The sequence below is a fragment of the Solitalea lacus genome, assembly GCF_022014595.1.
Lineage (GTDB): Bacteria > Bacteroidota > Bacteroidia > Sphingobacteriales > Sphingobacteriaceae > Solitalea > Solitalea lacus.
Genome location: NZ_CP091740.1, coordinates 2,189,486 through 2,208,957 on the forward strand (window position 1 = coordinate 2,189,486; position 19,472 = coordinate 2,208,957).

At 36.0% G+C, this 19,472-nt stretch carries 22 protein-coding genes; 9 read left to right on the forward strand and 13 right to left on the reverse strand.

The window, feature by feature from the left end; all coding sequences use genetic code 11:
• Positions 1-115 precede the first annotated feature (115 nt).
• The 6 genes from L2B55_RS09255 to L2B55_RS09280 all read left to right on the forward strand — a co-directional run bounded on the left by L2B55_RS09255 (position 116) and on the right by L2B55_RS09280 (position 5,464).
• The gene (locus L2B55_RS09255; RefSeq protein WP_237850252.1) at positions 116-2,647 is read left to right on the forward strand and encodes a heme lyase CcmF/NrfE family subunit; all 2,532 of its coding nucleotides are present in this window, start codon (positions 116-118) and stop codon (positions 2,645-2,647) included.
• A gap of 114 nt (positions 2,648-2,761) precedes the next feature.
• The gene (locus L2B55_RS09260; protein ID WP_237850253.1) at positions 2,762-3,526 is read left to right on the forward strand and encodes a Rossmann-like and DUF2520 domain-containing protein; all 765 of its coding nucleotides are present in this window, start codon (positions 2,762-2,764) and stop codon (positions 3,524-3,526) included.
• Between the two features lie 38 nt (positions 3,527-3,564).
• On the forward strand, positions 3,565-3,897 hold the full coding sequence (locus L2B55_RS09265) for a 2Fe-2S iron-sulfur cluster-binding protein (protein ID WP_237850254.1): 333 nt from the start codon (positions 3,565-3,567) through the stop codon (positions 3,895-3,897).
• Between the two features lie 111 nt (positions 3,898-4,008).
• A complete protein-coding gene (gene iscX / locus L2B55_RS09270) occupies positions 4,009-4,251 on the forward strand; it encodes a Fe-S cluster assembly protein IscX (RefSeq protein ID WP_237850255.1) in 243 nt (80 codons plus the stop codon).
• A gap of 75 nt (positions 4,252-4,326) precedes the next feature.
• On the forward strand, positions 4,327-4,848 hold the full coding sequence (locus tag L2B55_RS09275; protein WP_237850256.1) for a KdsC family phosphatase: 522 nt from the start codon (positions 4,327-4,329) through the stop codon (positions 4,846-4,848).
• 46 nt (positions 4,849-4,894) lie between these two features.
• On the forward strand, positions 4,895-5,464 hold the full coding sequence (locus L2B55_RS09280) for a Maf family protein (protein ID WP_237850257.1): 570 nt from the start codon (positions 4,895-4,897) through the stop codon (positions 5,462-5,464).
• Here the strand turns inward: L2B55_RS09280 and L2B55_RS09285 are convergent.
• From L2B55_RS09285 to L2B55_RS09305, 5 genes are all read right to left on the reverse strand, one after another.
• Positions 5,457-6,398: a Ppx/GppA phosphatase family protein gene (locus tag L2B55_RS09285; RefSeq protein ID WP_237850258.1), complete on the reverse strand. Its 942-nt coding sequence runs from the start codon at positions 6,396-6,398 to the stop codon at positions 5,457-5,459. The two genes, L2B55_RS09280 and L2B55_RS09285, sit on opposite strands and share 8 nt — an antisense overlap.
• 122 nt (positions 6,399-6,520) lie before the next feature.
• Complete coding sequence (locus L2B55_RS09290; RefSeq protein ID WP_237850259.1) at positions 6,521-7,150, reverse strand: hypothetical protein; 630 nt, start codon at positions 7,148-7,150, stop codon at positions 6,521-6,523.
• Positions 7,151-7,180: 30 nt separating this feature from the next.
• The gene (locus L2B55_RS09295) at positions 7,181-8,500 is read right to left on the reverse strand and encodes an ABC transporter permease (RefSeq protein WP_237850260.1); all 1,320 of its coding nucleotides are present in this window, start codon (positions 8,498-8,500) and stop codon (positions 7,181-7,183) included.
• 23 nt (positions 8,501-8,523) lie between these two features.
• Entirely contained in the window at positions 8,524-9,459 is a 936-nt protein-coding gene (locus L2B55_RS09300) for an ABC transporter ATP-binding protein (RefSeq protein ID WP_237850261.1), read from the reverse strand.
• A gap of 153 nt (positions 9,460-9,612) precedes the next feature.
• Complete coding sequence (locus L2B55_RS09305; protein WP_237850262.1) at positions 9,613-10,530, reverse strand: DUF6624 domain-containing protein; 918 nt, start codon at positions 10,528-10,530, stop codon at positions 9,613-9,615.
• A gap of 177 nt (positions 10,531-10,707) precedes the next feature.
• Here L2B55_RS09305 and L2B55_RS09310 point away from each other — a divergent pair, with 177 nt between their 5' ends.
• Complete coding sequence (locus L2B55_RS09310) at positions 10,708-11,778, forward strand: acyltransferase family protein (RefSeq protein ID WP_237850263.1); 1,071 nt, start codon at positions 10,708-10,710, stop codon at positions 11,776-11,778.
• A 70-nt stretch (positions 11,779-11,848) separates the two neighbouring features.
• On the opposite strand, the gene dnaJ is transcribed toward L2B55_RS09310, so the two are convergent.
• From dnaJ to L2B55_RS09335, 5 genes are all read right to left on the reverse strand, one after another.
• Positions 11,849-13,009: a molecular chaperone DnaJ gene (gene dnaJ, locus L2B55_RS09315; RefSeq protein WP_237844330.1), complete on the reverse strand. Its 1,161-nt coding sequence runs from the start codon at positions 13,007-13,009 to the stop codon at positions 11,849-11,851.
• A gap of 3 nt (positions 13,010-13,012) precedes the next feature.
• The gene (locus tag L2B55_RS09320; protein WP_255696401.1) at positions 13,013-13,609 is read right to left on the reverse strand and encodes a nucleotide exchange factor GrpE; all 597 of its coding nucleotides are present in this window, start codon (positions 13,607-13,609) and stop codon (positions 13,013-13,015) included.
• A 99-nt stretch (positions 13,610-13,708) separates the two neighbouring features.
• The gene (locus tag L2B55_RS09325; RefSeq protein WP_237844332.1) at positions 13,709-14,392 is read right to left on the reverse strand and encodes a cell division ATP-binding protein FtsE; all 684 of its coding nucleotides are present in this window, start codon (positions 14,390-14,392) and stop codon (positions 13,709-13,711) included.
• Entirely contained in the window at positions 14,392-14,595 is a 204-nt protein-coding gene (locus L2B55_RS09330) for a fructose-6-phosphate aldolase (protein WP_237844334.1), read from the reverse strand. The genes L2B55_RS09325 and L2B55_RS09330 overlap by 1 nt, the downstream gene beginning before the upstream one ends.
• Before the next feature lie 75 nt (positions 14,596-14,670).
• Positions 14,671-15,693 carry an acyl-CoA reductase gene (locus L2B55_RS09335; protein WP_237844336.1) on the reverse strand — a complete coding sequence of 341 codons (1,023 nt, stop codon included), beginning with the start codon at positions 15,691-15,693 and terminating at the stop codon, positions 14,671-14,673.
• Positions 15,694-15,778: 85 nt separating this feature from the next.
• Here L2B55_RS09335 and L2B55_RS09340 point away from each other — a divergent pair, with 85 nt between their 5' ends.
• Together L2B55_RS09340 and L2B55_RS09345 are read left to right on the forward strand one after the other, a co-directional pair.
• Entirely contained in the window at positions 15,779-16,129 is a 351-nt protein-coding gene (locus tag L2B55_RS09340) for a 4Fe-4S dicluster domain-containing protein (protein ID WP_237844338.1), read from the forward strand.
• 98 nt (positions 16,130-16,227) lie between these two features.
• A complete protein-coding gene (locus tag L2B55_RS09345) occupies positions 16,228-17,058 on the forward strand; it encodes a C40 family peptidase (RefSeq protein ID WP_237844340.1) in 831 nt (276 codons plus the stop codon).
• An 8-nt stretch (positions 17,059-17,066) separates the two neighbouring features.
• On the opposite strand, the gene L2B55_RS09350 is transcribed toward L2B55_RS09345, so the two are convergent.
• From L2B55_RS09350 to hisIE, 3 genes are all read right to left on the reverse strand, one after another.
• On the reverse strand, positions 17,067-17,819 hold the full coding sequence (locus L2B55_RS09350; protein WP_237844342.1) for a class II glutamine amidotransferase: 753 nt from the start codon (positions 17,817-17,819) through the stop codon (positions 17,067-17,069).
• A 75-nt stretch (positions 17,820-17,894) separates the two neighbouring features.
• Complete coding sequence (locus L2B55_RS09355) at positions 17,895-18,806, reverse strand: WD40 repeat domain-containing protein (RefSeq protein ID WP_237844344.1); 912 nt, start codon at positions 18,804-18,806, stop codon at positions 17,895-17,897.
• 19 nt (positions 18,807-18,825) lie between these two features.
• Positions 18,826-19,413: a bifunctional phosphoribosyl-AMP cyclohydrolase/phosphoribosyl-ATP diphosphatase HisIE gene (hisIE, locus tag L2B55_RS09360; RefSeq protein WP_237844346.1), complete on the reverse strand. Its 588-nt coding sequence runs from the start codon at positions 19,411-19,413 to the stop codon at positions 18,826-18,828.
• Positions 19,414-19,472 lie beyond the last annotated feature (59 nt).

Genomic DNA, 19,472 nt, shown 5'->3' on the forward strand with positions numbered 1-19,472 from the left:
GCGGTTGAAGGTAACTGCAATAATTAACTAATGATGTTGTAGCCTTTTTAAGCTAGAAAAGTAGGCTTAAAACGAGCTATTCGTTATTTTTGCTATAGAGTTCTTAATTTTTTAGATGGACATTCAATACGTAGGTGAGCACCTGCTTCCCGGTAAAATAGGCCAGTTTTTTATAGTTCTGGCTTTCGGCACTTCTCTTTTATCTACAATAGCATACTATTTTCAAACGGTAAAGGATAAAAATGATACTTCATGGCGTCAAATTGCCCGTTGGTCTTTTCGAGTACAATCAGTTGCCGTAGTCGGGATTATTGCATCGTTATTTTACATCATCTACAATCATTATTTTGAGTACAATTACGCCTGGGCACACTCCTCTAAGACCCTTCCGGTTGAGTACATGATTTCTTGTTTCTGGGAAGGACAAGAAGGTAGCTTTTTGCTTTGGGCATTCTGGCAATTGGTTATAGGAAACATTATAATGCGTACAGCCAAAACCTGGGAAGATAGCGTGATGACAATTATCGGGCTTTCGCAGGTTTTCATTCTTTCCATGTTGCTAGGAGTAGAAGTTTTGGGCCACCGTATTGGTAGTTCTCCGTTTATTTTGTTGCGCGAAGCTATGCAAGCGCCAATATTTAAAGATCCGGAATATTTAATCAAGTACATTGCAGATGGTAAAGGCTTAAATCCGTTATTGCAAAACTATTGGATGGTTATACACCCTCCAACCTTATTCTTTGGATTTGCCTCAATGGTGGCGCCGTTTGCATTTGCAATTGCTGGCTTATGGACTAAACGAATTACAGAATGGATTAAACCAGCTATCCCTTGGGCTTTAGTAGCGGTAATGGTACTTGGTACTGGAATTATTATGGGATCGTTTTGGGCCTACGAAGCACTTAACTTTGGTGGTTTTTGGGCTTGGGATCCGGTAGAAAATGCATCGTTGATTCCATGGTTAACTATGATTTCGGCTGTACACGTGCTAGTTGTTTATAAAAATACCGGGCACTCCTATTTTACCGCCTTATTCCTTACCCTTATCAGTTATATTTTAGTTCTGTATGCTTCATTTTTAACCCGAAGTGGTATTTTAGGAGAAACTTCAGTACACTCTTTCACTGATTTAGGTATGTCGGGCCAATTGGTGATTTATGTATTGGCATTTTTAGCACTAAGTATTGTTCTAATTGTTTTCAATTGGAAGAAAATGCCATTTACTGAAAAAGAGGAAAGTATTTACTCTCGTGAATTCTGGATGTTTATCGGGGCTTTAGTAATGACTTTGTCGTGCTTGCAAATCATTGGATTTACCTCCGTTCCGGTTATCAATAAACTTTTTGGTACTGATATCGCTCCTCCTTTAGAACCTGTGGCCTTCTACAACCAGTGGCAAATGCCATTTGCAGTGGTTGTTGCCATTTTACTTGGGTTCTCTCAATTTATGAAATACAAAAAGTCTGAACCTGTTAAGTTCTGGATTAGTACCGGTGTTTCATTTGTAATGAGTATGCTAATTACTGCTATTGTGGCTTATTTCACTTTGTTTAATGGATTAACAACTATTTACGGTGAAGGCTTCAAAAATACCAACGATTTCAACTGGATGTTCTTGGTTTTGGTTTTTGCTGCTGTGTTTGGTGTCTTAGCCAACTTTACTGTTTTATCGGATGCTATAAAAGGTAAGTTTAAGCTTACCGGTTCAGCAATAGCTCACATAGGCTTTGGTTTAATGTTGGTAGGAGCTTTGATAGCTGCATCTCAAAACAAAGTAATTTCTATTAATACAGCTGGTTTGGATTACGGCTCTCAGTTTGATGCCAAAAACAAGCGGGAAAATATTTTGCTTTGGAAAAATGAGCCTATGAAAATTGATAAGTATACTGTTACTTATCTTGGCGATTCCACAGTAGGGGTTAATACCTATTATAGAGTAAATTATAAGGCTTTTGATGCCAATAATCAAGTGTCGGAGAATTTTGATTTATATCCTCTTGGTCAACAAAATCCTTCTATGGGATTGGTGGCTTCACCAGATACTCGTCATTATTTAACCCACGATATTTATACGCATGTAAGTTCTGTTCCTAAAAAAGAAACAGAAGAAGAAGAGCATAAGCCACACGAAGGGCATAATGATGACGAAGAGTATGAGAAACCTGTAACTTATAAAGTGGGCGTTGGTGACACGATCTTCTTTGATGAAGGCAAGGTTGTGGTAAAAGGCATTAATAAAAATGCACAATTAAAAGACATTCCTTTGACGAGTAACGATTTGGCTGTAGGCTTGATGCTTGATGTTATTGCAAATGATAATAATGAGATTACCCCTGTAGAGCCTATTTATCTTATTAAGAACAATGCTGTTTTCAGCTTTGCCAAAAAAATGGATGAATTTGGTTTGAAGTTCAAGTTTGTAAACATTCTTCCTAAAGAAAACAAGTTTGAGCTTGTTATGCTTAAAAAACCAGGTAAGCAGAAAGATTATGTTATTATGAAGGCAATTGTTTTTCCTTATATTAATTTGTTATGGAGTGGAACAATCATAATGGTAATCGGATTTTTGTTTGCAATTGCGCGTCGTGTTAAAGAGTTCAGAGCATCTGAAAAAACTACAGGAAAAAAAGCTAAACAAACAGCTTAAATAATATTCAATAAGCAGAGTAAGGATAAAAGAAATAGTCACTTTTATCTTTTACTCTGTTTCTATTTTAAAAGAGGTTATCGCCATCATCCTAAATTATTTATTTGAATTGCAATGAAGATTGTTTTCTTAGGTTCTGGAAATGTTGCAACCCACCTTGCTTGCACTGTTCAAGAGGCAGGTCACAAAGTTCTTCAGATATTTAATCATCGGTTAAATGGAGCAGTGGAACTGGCTGGTAAACTTAATTGCGCTTTTACTGATAAAATAAATGAAATAACTGACCAGGCGGATGTTTACATCATTTCAGTAAAAGATGACGCTATCGGCATTATAGCTCAACAATTAAATTTAAAAGATAAGGTAGTAGTACATACTGCAGGTAGCGTTGATATGAACGTATTACTGCCTGCAACTCCAAATGTTGGAGTTTTGTATCCCTTGCAAACTTTTTCTAAAGATCGTGCGCTTGACTTCCAATCAGTGCCCTTATTTATTGAAGGGGCAAATGATATTACATCCGAAACAATTAAAAGGCTGGCGCAAAGTATTGCTCATTTTGTAACTGTTTCTAATTCCGAGCAACGAAGGATATTGCATCTTTCAGCGGTATTTGCCTGTAATTTTGTAAATCATCTGTATGACTTGTCTAATGGATTGCTGAAAGAACATAATCTGAGCTTTGATGCACTTAAACCATTGATATTGGAAACTGCACAAAAGGTTCAACAATTACATCCGCATAATGCCCAAACCGGTCCGGCGCGTAGAAATGACCAGCAGGTTATGACAAAGCATTTACAATTATTGTCAAACAATCAGCCTTTACAATTTATTTATCAGTTATTATCAGATAGTATTGTTAAATCTTTTCAATAATAACAGTGCTATGGTTTCATTTTTTTTAATTTTGGCGTATGAACGTTTATAAAGTAAAATTTAATTTTGAGGAGGCAGGTAAAGAATCAATTGAACTTCCCATTGCGGAGGGTGAATCGGTTTTAGACGTTGCTCTTGATAACGATATTGAATTGCAGCATAATTGTGGTGGAGTTTGTGGTTGTAGTACTTGTCATATTTATGTTGTAAATGGGATGGACAACATTCAGGAAATTTCTGATAAAGAAGAAGATTTTATTGATAGAGCCGTTGATCCACGAATTAATTCTCGTTTGGGTTGTCAATGTGTGATAATTGATGGCAATATTGAAATATTGGTTCCTGATCAATCAGGATTTATGGGTCATTAAGATCTATTAGTGTAAAGTAAATACTTAAAATTTAAATACTCTTTAAGATAGCTAAAATCCGGATTCACTGTCAAAATCGCTGAGTAGGAAATGGCTTTAATTGAAATTAATATGAAAGATCAAAAATATGCATTGCCTATAAAATGGAATGATTATGAAGATATTGCAATGGGTTTGTATGAAAAGTTCGGTGATGACTTCGATGAATCAAAAATTTACCGTATTAGATTTACTGAATTAATTGAGTGGGTGCTTTCTATCCCTAATTTTAACGGTAAGCGTGAGGAGTGTAATGAAGGCCATTTGGAGCAAATTCAAAGTGCTTGGGTTTACGAGTGGAGAGACAATCAATAGATTTGAAATTATTGATTATGAATTATGGATGGAAGATCATTCATAATTCATAATTCGTCATATACAATTTATATAATGGGTTTTCTACCTAAACTACAAGAAATTACCACTTTCATTTTTGACGTTGACGGGGTTTTGACTGATGGGTCGGTGTTGGTTACCGAAGATGGGCATCATTTGCGCAGCTTTAATATCAAAGATGGTTATGCCTTACAATTAGCAGTAAAGAAAGGTTACAATGTGGCTATAATTTCAGGTGGAACATCTGAGGGTATTCGTAAACGTCTTGAAAATCTCGGGATAAAAGATGTTTTTTTAGGTACGGGTAAAAAAATCGATGTTTTTGAAAGCTTGCTTGCAAAAAAAAATATATCGAAAGAGCAGGTTTTGTATGTTGGCGACGATATTCCAGACTATTTGGTGATGAAAATGGTTGGAATAGCGGCATGCCCCAACGATGCAGTTATGGAAATTCAACAAATCGCACAATACATCTCTCCATATGATGGTGGAAAAGGATGTGCACGGGATGTGATTGAAAAAGTGATGAAAGTTCAAGGAAAATGGGCCGATGATCAACAGGGCTTTGTGTGGTAGTTGATTAAATAGTCTACTTTAATGTTTTCGTCTTAACTTCAGAATAATGAAATCTCCTTTAAATATAATACTAGCTTCAAAATCTCCTCGTCGCCAAGAATTGCTAAAACTTATGGGGTTTGATTTTAAAGTAGTATTGAAAGATGTTGATGAGTCATTCCCAGTAACTTTGACACCTGAAGAAGTTGCAATTTTTATTTCAGAAAAAAAAGCCAGGGCCTTTGATGACAGCATAACAGATGAAGTGGTAATTACTTCGGATACTATTGTTTGCATTAATGACCAAATTTTAGGTAAGCCAGTGGATAGGGAAGAGGCGCTGAATATGATAGCGATGCTATCCGGCGCAACACACAAAGTGATTACAGGAGTTTCAATTTTACGGAATCATAACATAATTTCTTTTCACGATACTACCACTGTTAGTTTGGAAGCTTTAACTGACGAGGAAGCAGCTTATTATATCGATACCTTCAAGCCCTATGATAAAGCTGGAGCTTATGGTATTCAAGAATGGATTGGAATGAATAAAATCTCAAGGATTGAAGGTTCCTATACCAATGTAATGGGCTTGCCAACTGAAAAATTATATAAGCATCTCATTGCCCTTAGTTAACCAGGTTATTAATTTCTCGAGCCATTTCGGATAGTACGCCTTCCTTCAATGCATATGTTGATAAATGCATACGGTCCAATCCTAACTTTTTACGAATAAAATTGGTTAATACTGCGGCAACAACAATCATGTCAACACGCATGGTAATAATACCGGGAGTGCGCAAGCGTTCTTTATGCGTTGAATGGATCAATTGCTCATATATAGCATCAAATTCACTTTTCTTAAACTCATAGGTGGTCAGCTCATCAATAAGTTCCGGAGTATAAAAACGGTGTCCAATCATATCCGCAAAAGTTTCAAAGGAACCCGCTGAACCTACAATTTGGTCGACAGATATTTCCTTAGCAGCAGTAAATAATTGTTCCAGTGTTTGGTCAAAGTACGCTTCCAGTTCATTTATCTCATCGGAAGTAATTGGGTCACTTAGCTTAAACTTTTGGATTAAACGTGAAGCTCCTATTTCAAAGCTTTGTTTCCAAAACATTTGATTTTCATCACAAATTATAAACTCAACACTACCGCCACCAATATCCATAATCAATGATTTGTGGTGGTACAGGTTGATGGCCTCCTTTACCCCCAAATAAATGAATTCAGCTTCTTTATCTCCATCAATTATTTCGACGTCATAATTGGTTATTTCTTTTACTTTGGCAGCAAATTCAGCTCCGTTATGAGCATTGCGTAAGGCAGAGGTTCCTATTATTTTAAGGGCTTCAATATTATTCTCCAACACCTTTTCCTCGAAGTGCTTTACCGCGTTAATTCCACGTTCAAAAGCTGCTTCAGTAATTAACCTTCTATTAATGCCGCCCTCGCCTAACTTAACAGGGATATTTTCTTTATATACCTCACTCATAAAGCCGTTTTTAAGTTCGGCAATTAATAAATGAAATGTATTAGTACCCATGTCAATTACGGCAAGCTTCATTGTGTTATTAAGTTATAGTTGGTAGTTACTGGCTCCTGATCGGTACTTACAAAGATAAGTAACAATAATTGTTACAAAGTGTTCTAATATTATTTTTCCTGGGAATTAATATACTGTTAGCATTACAATAAATTCCTCTTAATATTTTTCGAATAATAGATTGTGAAGCCCATCAAGCCTTCGAAACAGCAAAGCACAAACCACCCCATCATATTATTGTAAATAAGACGAAATGCAACGGTTGTAATGAATAAAATAATTCCTAGAAACATCCAAATGTTATTCTTTTCAACTGGGTGAGTGAAAGTTTCAACTCTGTTTTGGTTATTCAGCAGTGGCTTAAACTTATGAAGGTCCCATATGATTAATAAGGTGTTGGCCAAGAGCATTAGACATGTAATAAAAGGGGTACCCTTAAAGTTATAAGAGATTGTAATGAGGAAAATGTTTAAAATAATCGGATAGAAGAGGAGAGCTCCCAATGTTGCAAAGCGCTGGGTCATTAAAATCATACCCGCAATAAGTTGTGACCAGCCCAAAAATTGCCAGTAAATGCCAGACTGGTAAAGGGTTTCAAAGAAATGAGGCATTGAGTTAACCGGGTTATGCGTTCCATCACTTCCGTAGAAACGTTCTCCTTTTATCTTCACAAATGAGGCAAACACAAAAGCACCTCCAATTAAATATCTACTGTAAATAATGAAGATATTTAGCCAGTGCTTTGTGCGCATATGTGAAACTAGTTGCTCCATTGAGGGCCGGTTACAGGTGCAGGCGATTTCTTATTTATAAGATAGCCATTTGCTAAGCTCCTTCCAGCTTACCTTTTTGCCATACATTAAAATTCCAGTACGGTAAATCTTTGCCGCCAACCAAACAGTACCCAAAAAACCTAAGATTAATAGACTCATAGAAAGGGCTAGTTCCCATGCAGCAACACCATAAGGGATACGAACCATCATTACAACAGGGGAAAAGAAGGGGATCATTGACATCCAAAAAGAAATAGGACTGTCGGGGTTATTCACCACAAAGTTGATTGAAAAAATAAAAGCAAATATTAATGGTAAAGTAACCGGTAGCATAAATTGCTGAGTTTCTGTTTCATTATCTACAGCAGATCCTATGGCTGCAAAAATGGCACTATACAACAAGTAGCCTCCTAAGAAATAGAAAAGAAAGCTGCCCAATATTAAACCTAATGGAATTGTATTAATAGCTTCAAATATTTTTTCAGCAGGATTATCAGCATTGGAAGAGTCATTTGATAAAGAGCTATTTTGTTGTTGCAGTTGCTCAATTTTGCTTTTTGCATTCTCAGGTAGCATCATTTTCATAGCTACCGATCCAATGGTAGTTGTTAATACTACCCAAAGTAAAAATTGAGTTAACCCAACTAATGCAACACCAATTATTTTGCCCATCATCAATTGAAATGGTTTTACGGATGAAATGATTACCTCTACAATGCGATTGGACTTTTCTTCTATCACCCCACGCATCACTTGCACTCCGTAAAGGAAAATGAACATATATATTAGTATAGAAGCGATCATTCCAACCCCAAAAGCAGCTCCAGAGCTTCCGGCTTCCTCCCCTTTCTCTGTCAGTTTTTTTGTGTCAATGGAGATATTGGTTTTAAGATCATCTAATACCTTTTGATTAATTCCTGCTTCTAATAATTTTTTATCGCGGATTACATTTTCCAATTGCTTCTCCAAATCGGAACTAAAACCCAAGCTCGCTTGCTTTTTAGCTATTAATTCAATGTTTTTAGGTTGATAGCCTGAAAACTTAGGAATGTAAAGCAAATAACTGTTTTCGCTAGCTTTTACAATGTTCTTTGCTTCCTTTAAATTGATATCGAGGTAGGTGAATTTTAATGTTTTATCGTCTTTTAATTTCTGCTTAAAAAAGCCGCTTTCATCTACTACAATTACACTTTGAGGGCCACTAAGTTCACTGCCTTTCATTACAAGGGTTATAATTCCTGCATACATCAGCATTATAAACAATGGAACTACGATGGTTAGTATGATGAATGATTTTTTGCGCACACGTGTTAGGTACTCTCGACTAACTATTAAAAATATCTTATTCATGATGTTTTTTGGTTGGGTAACTATTATTGAAGTTCTTCTGGTAAAATTCCACCTGTTTCTTTCACTTTGGCAATAAAAATATCATGCATGCTAGGGATGATTTCTTCCAAACCTTCAACTAATACATGGGGCATTAAAAAACGAAGCAGGTCATTAGAAGTGTGTTCTCCTTTTAATTTAACTGTAAGATGCTGATGCATATCGTCAAAGGAATGAGTCAATATATCATAAATTTGATTAGCACTACCATTTAAATAGGGTAAATTTCCGTTGTACGTTATTTTAAAAGAATGACTACGATATTGGTAGCGTATTTCTTTCACTTTTCCCTCTAAAATTTTCTGCGACTTATTAAGCAAAGCAATTGAATCACAAAGAGCTTCAACTGATTCCATTCTGTGAGTGGAAAAAATAATAGTGGTGCCTAGCTTGTTAAGCTCTAAGATTTCCCGGGTAATGATGTCAACATTGATAGGGTCGAAGCCTGAAAAAGGTTCATCTAAAATCAATAGTTCAGGTTGGTGCATGACAGTGGTAACAAACTGTACTTTTTGCTGCATACCCTTAGAAAGCTCTTCTACTTTTTTGTGCCACCAGCTTTGAATTTCCAACTTCTCAAACCAATATCGGGCTCTTTTAAGAGCGTCAGCTCTACTTAAATCTTTTAATTGGGCCAGATATAAAACCTGCTCTCCAATTTCCATTTTCTTATATAATCCGCGTTCTTCAGGTAAATAACCAATTTGGGCTATATGTTTTTGCGAAAGTTTTTCGCCTTTAAAAAAAATTTCGCCACTATCGGGTGCTGTGATTTGATTGATTATACGAATTAATGAGGTTTTGCCGGCTCCATTTGGGCCTAGTAACCCAAATACAGAACCTTGTTCAATTTCAAGGCTTACGCCACTTAATGCAGTATGGTTGGCGTATTGCTTTACGATGTTGCGGATGCTTAGCATGTGAAAGAAATAAAAACTGAATTTAGGAAAATATGTGTTGAAATAGTGGTGTAAATAAAAGTTTTACAAGGAAACTAATTATTATAAATGCTGAATAAAAAAACAGGTTGCCTCATGTTTGAAGCAACCTGTTAAAATTGATCCTATAAGTTTTTAATCGATGCCGTAATCTTTTAAGTATTCTTCTAAAGGGATAAGCCCAATTTCTGCTCTAAGTTGATTTGTTTTAGTTTGACTTTCAATTGGTTGTAAGTAATAATTTCCTTTGTTGTCATATGCCAGTTGCGTGCCGTAAATTTGCTTCTTCCCTTGTTTTAGGGCCATAATATCTTCAATTATAGCCATTTGCTCAAGTGTTGCAAAGTCATCTTTCACAGCTTTTTTGAATAAAGGGTAATATTTTTTTTGAGTATAAAGACTGGCAAATTTTAAAACATAGAATTGAGCGTCCCGAGCTTTTTTGCCAACCACATTAGGTCCAATCCAGCCAATTGCCTTCCATAAATCAGTAACTATTTCCTTATAAAGAGAGTCTTTATAGCTAACTGTTTTTGTGATTTCAGCAATTTTGATTGAATCTTTAGGATGTTTACGTTTAACACTGTCAAGTTTAGCATGCCAATGTAATAAATTGTCATGTATAGTATCCAGTTGAGCTTTTAGCGTTTGGTCTAGGTTGGCTTCGGCTCTCTGGTGGTTCTGTTTAACTGCATTGGTAAACTTTACCCAACGTGGATCATTTTGAATAGGTTTAAATGCTTCATCGGCAATTACACGGTCATAGTCAATAAAATTACCTTGTTCTGCAATTTTAAGTAAATGGAAATAAGCTGAATCGGGTACTCCATACTGAGACCATGCACGTCCGGCTTTATAACGGTCATTAAGAGTAGAACGATAGTTATTCACCCTAAAAGCCCAGGTATAAGCATAAGTTGACTTTTTGTACTCCTTAAAGTAAAATAGCGAATCAGCAGTTTTGATCAGATGTAAATAAACTTCAGATTGTGCTTTAGAAAAGGAAATCCCAAAGAGTACGTAAATTAGGATGAAAACATAAAATTTCCTCATGTGACAGTGATGTTGTAATTATATTGACTTTATTCAATAAATAGCCAAACATAATTTTGAGTATAGTCAAATATAGTATAATATTCAGAATATCAACTATCAAATTAAAAACTTAACATTGAAGAAAAATACCGTCGTTTGAGTGAAAAAGATAATTTCATTACTAACTTGCTGCCTATGGCGAAACAACGAATTTTTAGTTTAGATGCAGTAAGAGGTGTTTCAGCACTACTTATAGTTTTATATCACGTTTCTATATGGCAAAATAGAAGTTTATATGATGGTGGCACTTTTATCACACAAAAGTTCGGCATTTATATGGTGGAGCTGTTTTATTTGCTTAGCGGCATAAGTATGGGCTATATTTATCTTGAAAAGTTTGCAACCCTTAGGATTGATGATCTTAAAAACTTTTTTATAAAACGATATTTTCGGATTGCTCCATTATATTTTCTTCTTTGTATTTTTTCTATTTGGGCTTACCATCGTCCTGTTAATATTGATCTTATAATAAGGTTACTAAGTAATTTTAGTTTGTTGTTTGGTGTTGTTAATCCTGGCTATTCAATGTTAACCGGGGGATGGTCTATTGGTGCGGAGTTTTTCTTTTATTTGTTTTTCCCTTTTATGTTGTTTTTGGCACAAAAAAACCGTTTTTGGGATGCTGTAATTTTATTGACGCTATTAAGTAGTGTTGTTGTTGTAGCTATTGTGGTGAGTCGGTATTCTAAACTCTCAGATTGCTGGAGCATCTATTCTTATCCGTTAAACCATTTTCTGTTTTTTTGGTTGGGAGTTCTTATCTCAAGGTTTAGAGGAGTTAATAATCATTGGGGTTACCTGGTGGCAGGTCTTTTGCTTTTTGTGTTTTCAGGTTTTTTGAATGTTCAGACAAACGATTATTCAGTTGGGTTAGTAACCGGTTTGAACAGACTGCTTTTATCCGTCAGCGTTACATTAATTGTACTTTATTTCTATTTAAAGGTGAAATTTAAGGCTGAATGGTTAAATCATTGGAGTGATTGGTTGGCATCTATAAGTTTTTCAGTGTATCTGCTGCATCCATTTGTGTATATATTGACAAGGAAATTGTTGACGATGGCCAATGTTAATCCAACCTTTTGGCAACTCTATGCCCTCGTTTTAATTATTACAATTGTACTGTCGCGTGTTACATATCATTACGAGAAATACTTTGTTGACTTAGGTAACCGGCTTATAAATAAAAGAAATATGGTCACTAACTAATGCAATAAAAAAATAATCCCCCATTTTGAAAATAAATGGGGGATTGTTTTTATTGCGTAAAGTATTGCGGCTATTCAAAAAACTCTTTCATTTTCTCGAAGAAGCTTTTCTCGTTTTTGCCCGGATTAGGCTTAAAGTTTGGTGATTCTTTCAGTTTTTCAAGCATTGCTTTTTCCTCAGCTGAAAGATTCTTTGGTGTCCAAATATTTACATGCACTAATTGATCACCACGGGTATAGCTGTTTACTTCCTTAATACCTTTTCCTTTTAGGCGTAATATTTTGCCTGCTTGTGTTCCCGGATCAATTTTGATGCGAGCACGGCCATCTATGGTAGGTATTTCAGTAGAAGTACCTAAAGCAGCATCAATAAAGCTTAAGTATAAATCGTAAACAATATTGTTTCCATCACGTTTCAGGGTTTCATGTTCAACTTCCTCAATCAGAATGATCAAATCACCAGGAACTCCGCCACGTGGAGCTGCATTTCCTTTTCCACTTAAAGAAAGTTGCATGCCATCACTTACTCCAGCCGGAATATTGATTTTTAGCGTTTCTTCACCACGAACAACCCCTTCGCCGTGACAAGAAGTACAACGGTCGGTAATAATTTGTCCTTCACCATGACAAGTAGGACAGGTGCTGGTGGTTGCCATTTGGCCCAAAATGGTATTGGTTACCTTTCTGACACTTCCGCTGCCACCACAGGTAGAACATGATTTGAAAGAAGAACCTCCTTTGGCACCGCTGCCATTACAAGTGCTGCAGTTTATCTGCTTTTGCACCTTAATGGTTTTCTCAACCCCGTTGGCAATTTCTTCTAAAGTAAGTTTAACTTTTATCCGAAGATTAGAGCCCCTTGGTACACGACGGCCACCAGAGCGACCACCGCCACCGCCGAAAAAGCTTTCAAAAGGATGCGCACCACCGAATATATCTCCAAACTGGCTGAAGATATCCTCCATATTCATGCTGCCACCACCATATCCACCTTGTCCTCCGGCAGCACTTGCACGGTGTCCAAATTGATCATAACGTTGGCGTTTTTCCTGATTGCTTAATATTTCGTAAGCTTCGGCCGCTTCTTTAAAATGTTCTTCAGCTTCTTTATCTCCCGGGTTTTTGTCTGGGTGATATTTGATTGCCAGCTTGCGATAAGCTTTTTTTATCTCATCAGCGCTAGCAGTTCTGGAAACTCCTAATATATCGTAATAATCTCTTTTGGTTGACATGCTTTAAGCTCCTACAACTACTTTTGCGTAACGAACTACCTTGTCGTTCAAATAATATCCTTTTTCAACCACATCCATTACCTTTCCCTTCATTTCTTCATTAGGAGCAGGAATATTGGTGATTGCTTCATGCAATTCAGCATCAAATGGCTGGCCTATAGCCTCCATTTCCTTCAAGCCTTGTTGCGTTAACGTATTTCTAAATTTGTTGGCAATAAGCTTAATGCCTTCTAATGCGGCATCATCTTCACGGCCGTCAAAAGATTTTATTGCGCGGTCAAAATCATCAAGAACAGGCAATAATGATTTGATAACGTCTTTTCCTGCCGTTTGAATTAATTCTACACGTTCTTTTGAAGTACGACGACGGAAATTGTCAAATTCAGCATATAAACGAAGATATTTTTCATTTGCCAGATCCAACTCTTCTTTTAATACTTTTTCAGGAGATGCCACTTCTTCAGCAACTGCCATACTTTCCTGAATTTCTGCTGCATCTGCAGTATTGTCAATAAACTCTTCGTGCGCCTGATTTTCTCTATTTTCCATATCTTTTTTCTTATTCTTCAACATAGCTTTAAGTTGATTGATAAGTTGCATTAAACTAATTGCTGATTTGTCAAAAATATTGCCAACACAATAAAGACCGACAGGCTGTCAGTTTTTATTGTGCACCGCTAAACCACTCAAATAAGGCACTTACAGAGTAAGTACAGCATTATCAATTACTTTTCCGCTTTCGCATTTGATAATACGTTGTGGGAATTTGTGAATTGTATAATGATCATGCGTTGCCATAAGAACAGCAGTACCTGCTTCGCTAATTTTTTTTAGTAGTAATAAAATTTCGGCTGAAATATCCGGATCGAGGTTACCCGTAGGCTCATCTGCCAAAATGACTTCAGGGTGATTTAGTAAGGCGCGGGCAATTACAATACGTTGTTGCTCACCACCAGAAAGCTCATGAGGATATTTTTTTAATTTAGAGCGCATGCCTACATTATCTAGGGACTCTAATATGCGATCTTGCATCGATTTGTCATTATTCCAGCCAGTGGCTTTTAAGACAAACCGAAGGTTTTGTTCAACGGTTCTGTCGGTTAAAAGCTGAAAATCTTGGAAAACAATACCCAGTTTACGACGTAAAAAAGGAACTTCATTATCCTTTAATGTTTTTAAATTGAATCCGGCAACCATACCTTGTCCCTGATGCATATTTAAATCAGCATATAATACCTTAAGTAAGCTACTTTTTCCACTTCCGGTTGAACCAATTAGGTACACAAATTCGCCTTTATCAATGTTTAAAGTAACATTTGAAAGTACCAGATGTTTCTGCTGGTATATATCTACATTTTCAAGCTTTATTACGTTTTGAATCATCAGATTTCCAGTTTTATTATTTTTCCGAAGGGTAAGTCTTTAACTAAATCTAAAATATAATCCTGTTTATTGCCCAAGCCGATTTTTTCAAGTGATTTTTCCGGTCTGTCAACTCTAAAATAAGCTAATAGTGTAAACTTATCATCTCTGAGTTGGATATAGTCAGGGATTTTGGCAACGCCTTTAACTTTTAAAATATACAAAGTATTATTTGTTTAAAGGTTTTGGTTCAAAAATAACAATAATTACTAATTACAATTAACTTAAACTGCCCGGTGTTATAAATTCAATAAAAAATTCATTGTGTCTATCCCATCGGCATAATCCCAAAGTTCCGGTTGCTGCGCATTGCCGAATGGGAGGCTGTATTTAAATTCGCCATCCTTGCTCACAATGCATTGAATTTGCTCCGCATCATTGTTTAAACGTTCTGAAAGTGAGTTTTCATCTTCATAAACTTCATAATGTAAAGCCGAAATAGGGGATGCGTACGCAGTGTTTTCACTTAGCATAACAAAGTGATTTTCAAAGTAAGGTATCCGGTTCATCATCAGAAGTGTTAAATTGTAATCAAAGTTATTTGCATACTTGTTATGATTGATGATCGGCTTGTAGGATTCTATTCCATTGAAAAAAGCTTCAAAATTATAGTCTTTCGGTACAAAAAGTTTGGAAACATTGCGGCAGCCTAAGCCAAAATAGGTAAAAATGTCTTTTCCAAGTAAATGAAAATCCTCCTGAGTTTCTTTTCCGGTTATTACAGCAACTGAGTTTCTGTTTTTACGAATAATGTTGGGGTATTTACCAAAATAATACTCAAAATAACGAGAGCTGTTATTGCTGCCTGTGGCTATGACAGCATCGAATGAACTAAGTTTATCTACAAATTCAAAGCTTTGTACAAAAGCAGGTTCTATCTCAATAAGCTTGTTCAGAATGTGAGGAATTAGCTTGTTGTCTTGTGATGACAATTTAATTTGTGCTTTATGGCCAGAAATGATGACACACAGTATGTCATGAAAACCAACCAATGGAATATTGCCCGCCAAAATTAATCCCACTGTTTTTGCTGGTTTAATATCCCACAATGCTGTATAGTTATTAAGCCAGGTCTCTAACTTTTTAGTTGTAAGTGATTGACCAATAGAAGTAATTGCTTCACGTGTAAATTCAGGAGTAAACCAATTGTTATAAACCTTTGCTTTGTTTATAAGAAGCTCCAGTTCATCATTGGGATTACTTAAATAAGAACCCAATTGTGAAAAAATGTTTATAGTTTTATTAATAGTAAGTTGAGGCATATTAATTGATATTTTTCGAAACTAAATCGCTGTTGAATTGTTATATTTGCAGCAAAATTAAGAAAACCCGTCTAAGTTTAACGATATGGCAATTAAGATTACTGAAGAATGTATTAATTGTGGTGCCTGCGAGCCGGAATGCCCAAACAATGCTATTTATGACGCCGGTGCTTCATGGAAATTTTCTGAGGGTACCGAATTAAAAGGATTAATTGATTTCGGTGACGGTACTACATTGGATGCGGATGCTTTGCAAGCACCTATTTCAGATGAAGTTTACTACATCGTTCCTGATAAATGTACTGAGTGTGTAGGTTTTCACGATGAACCTCAGTGTGCTGCAGTGTGTCCTGTTGATTGTTGTGTTGATGATGAGGATGTTCGTGAAACAAAAGAGGAACTTACAGCTAAAAAGGAATGGCTACACGCCGAATAACTTTTAGCGAAATAAATTCGTTTTAGTAAAAATATTGAAAAGGGAAATGACAATGTTGTTTCCCTTTTCTTATTTTTATGTTTTAAGTCAAAGAAACTATGACTAACGCAACAAACTTACAAGGCGATTTGTTGCAAATGCGCCCTGAATTAAGCACACCTTTTGGGATTTGTAATTTAAGTGTAATTCCTGTTAGAGCTGAACCAAGTGATAGGAGTGAGATGGTAACACAGCTATTGTTTGGAGAAACCTTTGAAGTTTTGGAACAAAAGGAAAACTGGACAAAAGTGAAGGTGCTTTATGATGATTACATAGGTTGGATTGGGAATAAACAATACTTAGGCTTGGAGAAAAATGAATTGGACGAACTTAATCAGCATGAGGAGTTTGTTTGTTCTGCACCTTTTAACTTTCTTACAAATGCCTTAGGACATTCACATTATTTATCGCCAGGCTCCTCACTGCCGTTATTCCGAGGAGATACCATTTTCCTGGGTGATGAAAAGTATTACTTCAAAGGGAAAGCATACGTCCCTCAATTATATCCGTACAAAAACATGGAGAGTTTGTTCAAAATGTTTTTAAATGCTCCTTATTTATGGGGTGGGCGGTCAATATTGGGGATTGACTGTTCAGGTTTGACACAGGTTTGCTTTAAAATAATGGGTGTAAAACTTAAAAGAGACGCTTATCAGCAAGCCGAACAAGGTGAGTTGGTAAGTTTTATTGAAGAAGGTAAACTGGGAGATTTGGCTTTTTTTGATAATGCTGAAGGACGAATTACACACGTAGGTGTTTTACTCAATAATCATCAAATTATTCATGCTTCAGGTAAAGTAAGAATTGATTCAATTGATCATCAGGGGATTTTTAATAATGAAACCCAGCAATATTCTCATAAATTAAGGATTATAAAGAGATTACTTTAATTTATTAGTTACCTGGTTATAGTAATATGCTTCCGAAACTGATCGATACGATCAGGAGTAGGTTTTAGATGTATAAAAGAAAAGTTTGGTAGTTTCTCCCAATTTCCATTATCCAAAGGCTCAGAGGCAATTACCACTGAGCCTTTGTTGTTTTTCAGCCATAGTGTATAATAATCTTCAAATCGCTGAGCCCTTTCTTTGTTCTTTGTATTGTAAATTCTCCAGGCAAACAGCTCTTGATTGTTCATTAGAAAACCTGTTAAAGAACTGTAGTCAGTTGTATTGGCAATATTATTAAGCGAATTAAATATGCCTTGAGATGATTTGTTTTCGGCCTTATCTAATAATTCTTTAAAAAAGATTTCTGTATCGGTAATGCCATGATCCAAAGCTTCATCCATAAACGAATAAACACCTCCATTATGACAAAATGCAAATGTTTGATAAAGGAAGGGGTGAGAGCGTTTTTCATTAATAGTGAGATCTTTATATGCTTTACGATTATGGGCAATGAACAAATTAGACTTTGCGTTCTCTACAATCAGTCTAAAGGTATAATCCCATGAATGGTCTTTGTCTCGTCGGTGAATTTCCAGTTGATTGTTCTTTACAAAAGCAATTCCGCATCCATCATTATGCTCCCCGTGAGTTTCAGGGTCCTCAGGCAAACGTCCATGTTTGGAAAGATATTGCATGGAGTAGGGTGATAGAAGCATTTCCTCCTGAATAGAAGTTGGGAAAATACTCACTTTGGCAAGCATACGGCACATAAAACTGCGGTTGAATTATCTAAATTTAAGAAATTCAACCACAATTTGTAAACATTTCCGGTCAGTTTAAAAACTAACTTCCCATACCATAGCCATTTTATCATCACTTACTGATATCAGATAATCATGGTAGGTATTCCAGGAAAGTTTGTTTACTGATTTACTGTGGCTTATGTTTTTGGTCAGGTCAATTTTTTTGTAAAGCTTAAAATCATCAGCGCCCCAAATTTTTATGCTTTTATCCATGCTGGCTGTAGCAAAATAAGGTTGTGAAGGATGAAATGCAATATGATTGATTGCATACATATGTGCAGGAATATTTAGTTTAAGCTCATAATCGGCAACATTCCAAATTTTCAACTGTGCATCTCTTGCTCCCGAAATAAGGCTGGTTCCATCAGGTGAATATTGCAAGGCAAAAACTGGCATGGTATGGCTATTAAGTTCCTTGATCAGGTTAAAACCATCCATGTTGTAAATACGTATGATATTATCTTTTCCTGCAAGGGCCATGTGTTTTTCATCCGGACTGATAGCTATTGCTCTAATTGTTTGTTCAGATACTTTAACAGCGTAAATTTTTTCAAAGTTTTCTGCTGACCAAATTCCCAATATTCCTTCCTCAGAAACTGTATAAATCTGATTTAAGCGTTTTGACGACTTTATATCGAACACAGGTTTCCGATGCAGAGCAAGAATAGAACAGACTCTTTGGGACTCAAAATCAAAAACGGAAACTTTACCACTACGCTCTCCAACCAATAAACTATTACGGCCGAATAATGGCGCATGAAGTGCATATATGGAACTCTGAACCGGCATCAATACCTTTACAAACTCCATTTTTTTTAAACTCCATTCAACAACCCCTAAATCGTTTCCGCCTGTAAAAAATATATGCTCTTTTTGAGAGTTTTCAACAGTAAAAATTGGGTTTCTATGACCAGCAAGAGCAGTTTTTAGTTTTATGTCAAGCATGAATTAGTAGTACTATAGCCTATTTATGTCTTTTTTCCAGATTTTGGGCAATGTCTTTCAACGAGAAGCCTTTTTCGCGTAATAAAACTATTAAATGAAACACAAGGTCAGAAGCTTCGTTGATAAAATCTTCAGGGGTTTCGTTTAATGCCGCTATTACGGTTTCAACGCCTTCTTCACCAACTTTTTGGGCAATCTTATTAAGCCCTTTCTGACGAAGTTTATTGACATATGAACCTTCTATTGGATTTTCAAAACGATCATTTACTATATTTTCTAACTCAAAAATGAAGTTTTGATTGTATTCAGTGAAAAAGCAGCTGCGAGAACCGGTATGACAGGTAGGTCCAACAGGGTTGGCTTTAATTAAAATGGTGTCGTTGTCACAATCCTCAAAAATGCTTACTACGTTTAGAAAGTTTCCGCTCTCTTCACCTTTAGTCCAAAGCCGGTTTTTTGAACGGGAGAAAAAAGTTACTTTGTTTTCGGCCTTAGTTTTTTCATAAGCTTCGGCGTTCATGTAGCCAAGCATTAACACTTCCAATGTTTGGTTATCCTGAATAACTGCCGGAACCAATCCGTTTATATCTTTTGAAAAGTCGATCATATATCCCTCCAACTCCCTTAAGGGAGTTTACATACTAAATTTAATTCGTTTGTTTCTTT

Excerpts from the sequence above, each read along its gene's own strand:
- L2B55_RS09255 (WP_237850252.1), top strand. The coding sequence starts at position 116 with ATGGACATTCAATACGTAGGTGAGCACCTGCTTCCCGGTAAAATAGGC.
- L2B55_RS09295 (WP_237850260.1), bottom strand. The coding sequence starts at position 8,500 with ATGAATAAGATATTTTTAATAGTTAGTCGAGAGTACCTAACACGTGTG.
- L2B55_RS09300 (WP_237850261.1), bottom strand. The coding sequence starts at position 9,459 with ATGCTAAGCATCCGCAACATCGTAAAGCAATACGCCAACCATACTGCA.
- L2B55_RS09345 (WP_237844340.1), top strand. The coding sequence starts at position 16,228 with ATGACTAACGCAACAAACTTACAAGGCGATTTGTTGCAAATGCGCCCT.
- L2B55_RS09305 (WP_237850262.1), bottom strand. The coding sequence starts at position 10,530 with ATGAGGAAATTTTATGTTTTCATCCTAATTTACGTACTCTTTGGGATT.
- L2B55_RS09280 (WP_237850257.1), top strand. The coding sequence starts at position 4,895 with ATGAAATCTCCTTTAAATATAATACTAGCTTCAAAATCTCCTCGTCGC.
- iscX (WP_237850255.1), top strand. The coding sequence starts at position 4,009 with ATGAAAGATCAAAAATATGCATTGCCTATAAAATGGAATGATTATGAA.
- L2B55_RS09275 (WP_237850256.1), top strand. The coding sequence starts at position 4,327 with ATGGGTTTTCTACCTAAACTACAAGAAATTACCACTTTCATTTTTGAC.
- L2B55_RS09340 (WP_237844338.1), top strand. The coding sequence starts at position 15,779 with ATGGCAATTAAGATTACTGAAGAATGTATTAATTGTGGTGCCTGCGAG.
- hisIE (WP_237844346.1), bottom strand. The coding sequence starts at position 19,413 with ATGATCGACTTTTCAAAAGATATAAACGGATTGGTTCCGGCAGTTATT.
- L2B55_RS09325 (WP_237844332.1), bottom strand. The coding sequence starts at position 14,392 with ATGATTCAAAACGTAATAAAGCTTGAAAATGTAGATATATACCAGCAG.
- L2B55_RS09310 (WP_237850263.1), top strand. The coding sequence starts at position 10,708 with ATGGCGAAACAACGAATTTTTAGTTTAGATGCAGTAAGAGGTGTTTCA.
- L2B55_RS09260 (WP_237850253.1), top strand. The coding sequence starts at position 2,762 with ATGAAGATTGTTTTCTTAGGTTCTGGAAATGTTGCAACCCACCTTGCT.
- L2B55_RS09355 (WP_237844344.1), bottom strand. The coding sequence starts at position 18,806 with ATGCTTGACATAAAACTAAAAACTGCTCTTGCTGGTCATAGAAACCCA.
- L2B55_RS09265 (WP_237850254.1), top strand. The coding sequence starts at position 3,565 with ATGAACGTTTATAAAGTAAAATTTAATTTTGAGGAGGCAGGTAAAGAA.
- L2B55_RS09285 (WP_237850258.1), bottom strand. The coding sequence starts at position 6,398 with ATGAAGCTTGCCGTAATTGACATGGGTACTAATACATTTCATTTATTA.
- dnaJ (WP_237844330.1), bottom strand. The coding sequence starts at position 13,009 with ATGTCAACCAAAAGAGATTATTACGATATATTAGGAGTTTCCAGAACT.
- L2B55_RS09320 (WP_255696401.1), bottom strand. The coding sequence starts at position 13,609 with ATGCAACTTATCAATCAACTTAAAGCTATGTTGAAGAATAAGAAAAAA.
- L2B55_RS09290 (WP_237850259.1), bottom strand. The coding sequence starts at position 7,150 with ATGGAGCAACTAGTTTCACATATGCGCACAAAGCACTGGCTAAATATC.
- L2B55_RS09335 (WP_237844336.1), bottom strand. The coding sequence starts at position 15,693 with ATGCCTCAACTTACTATTAATAAAACTATAAACATTTTTTCACAATTG.
- L2B55_RS09350 (WP_237844342.1), bottom strand. The coding sequence starts at position 17,819 with ATGCTTGCCAAAGTGAGTATTTTCCCAACTTCTATTCAGGAGGAAATG.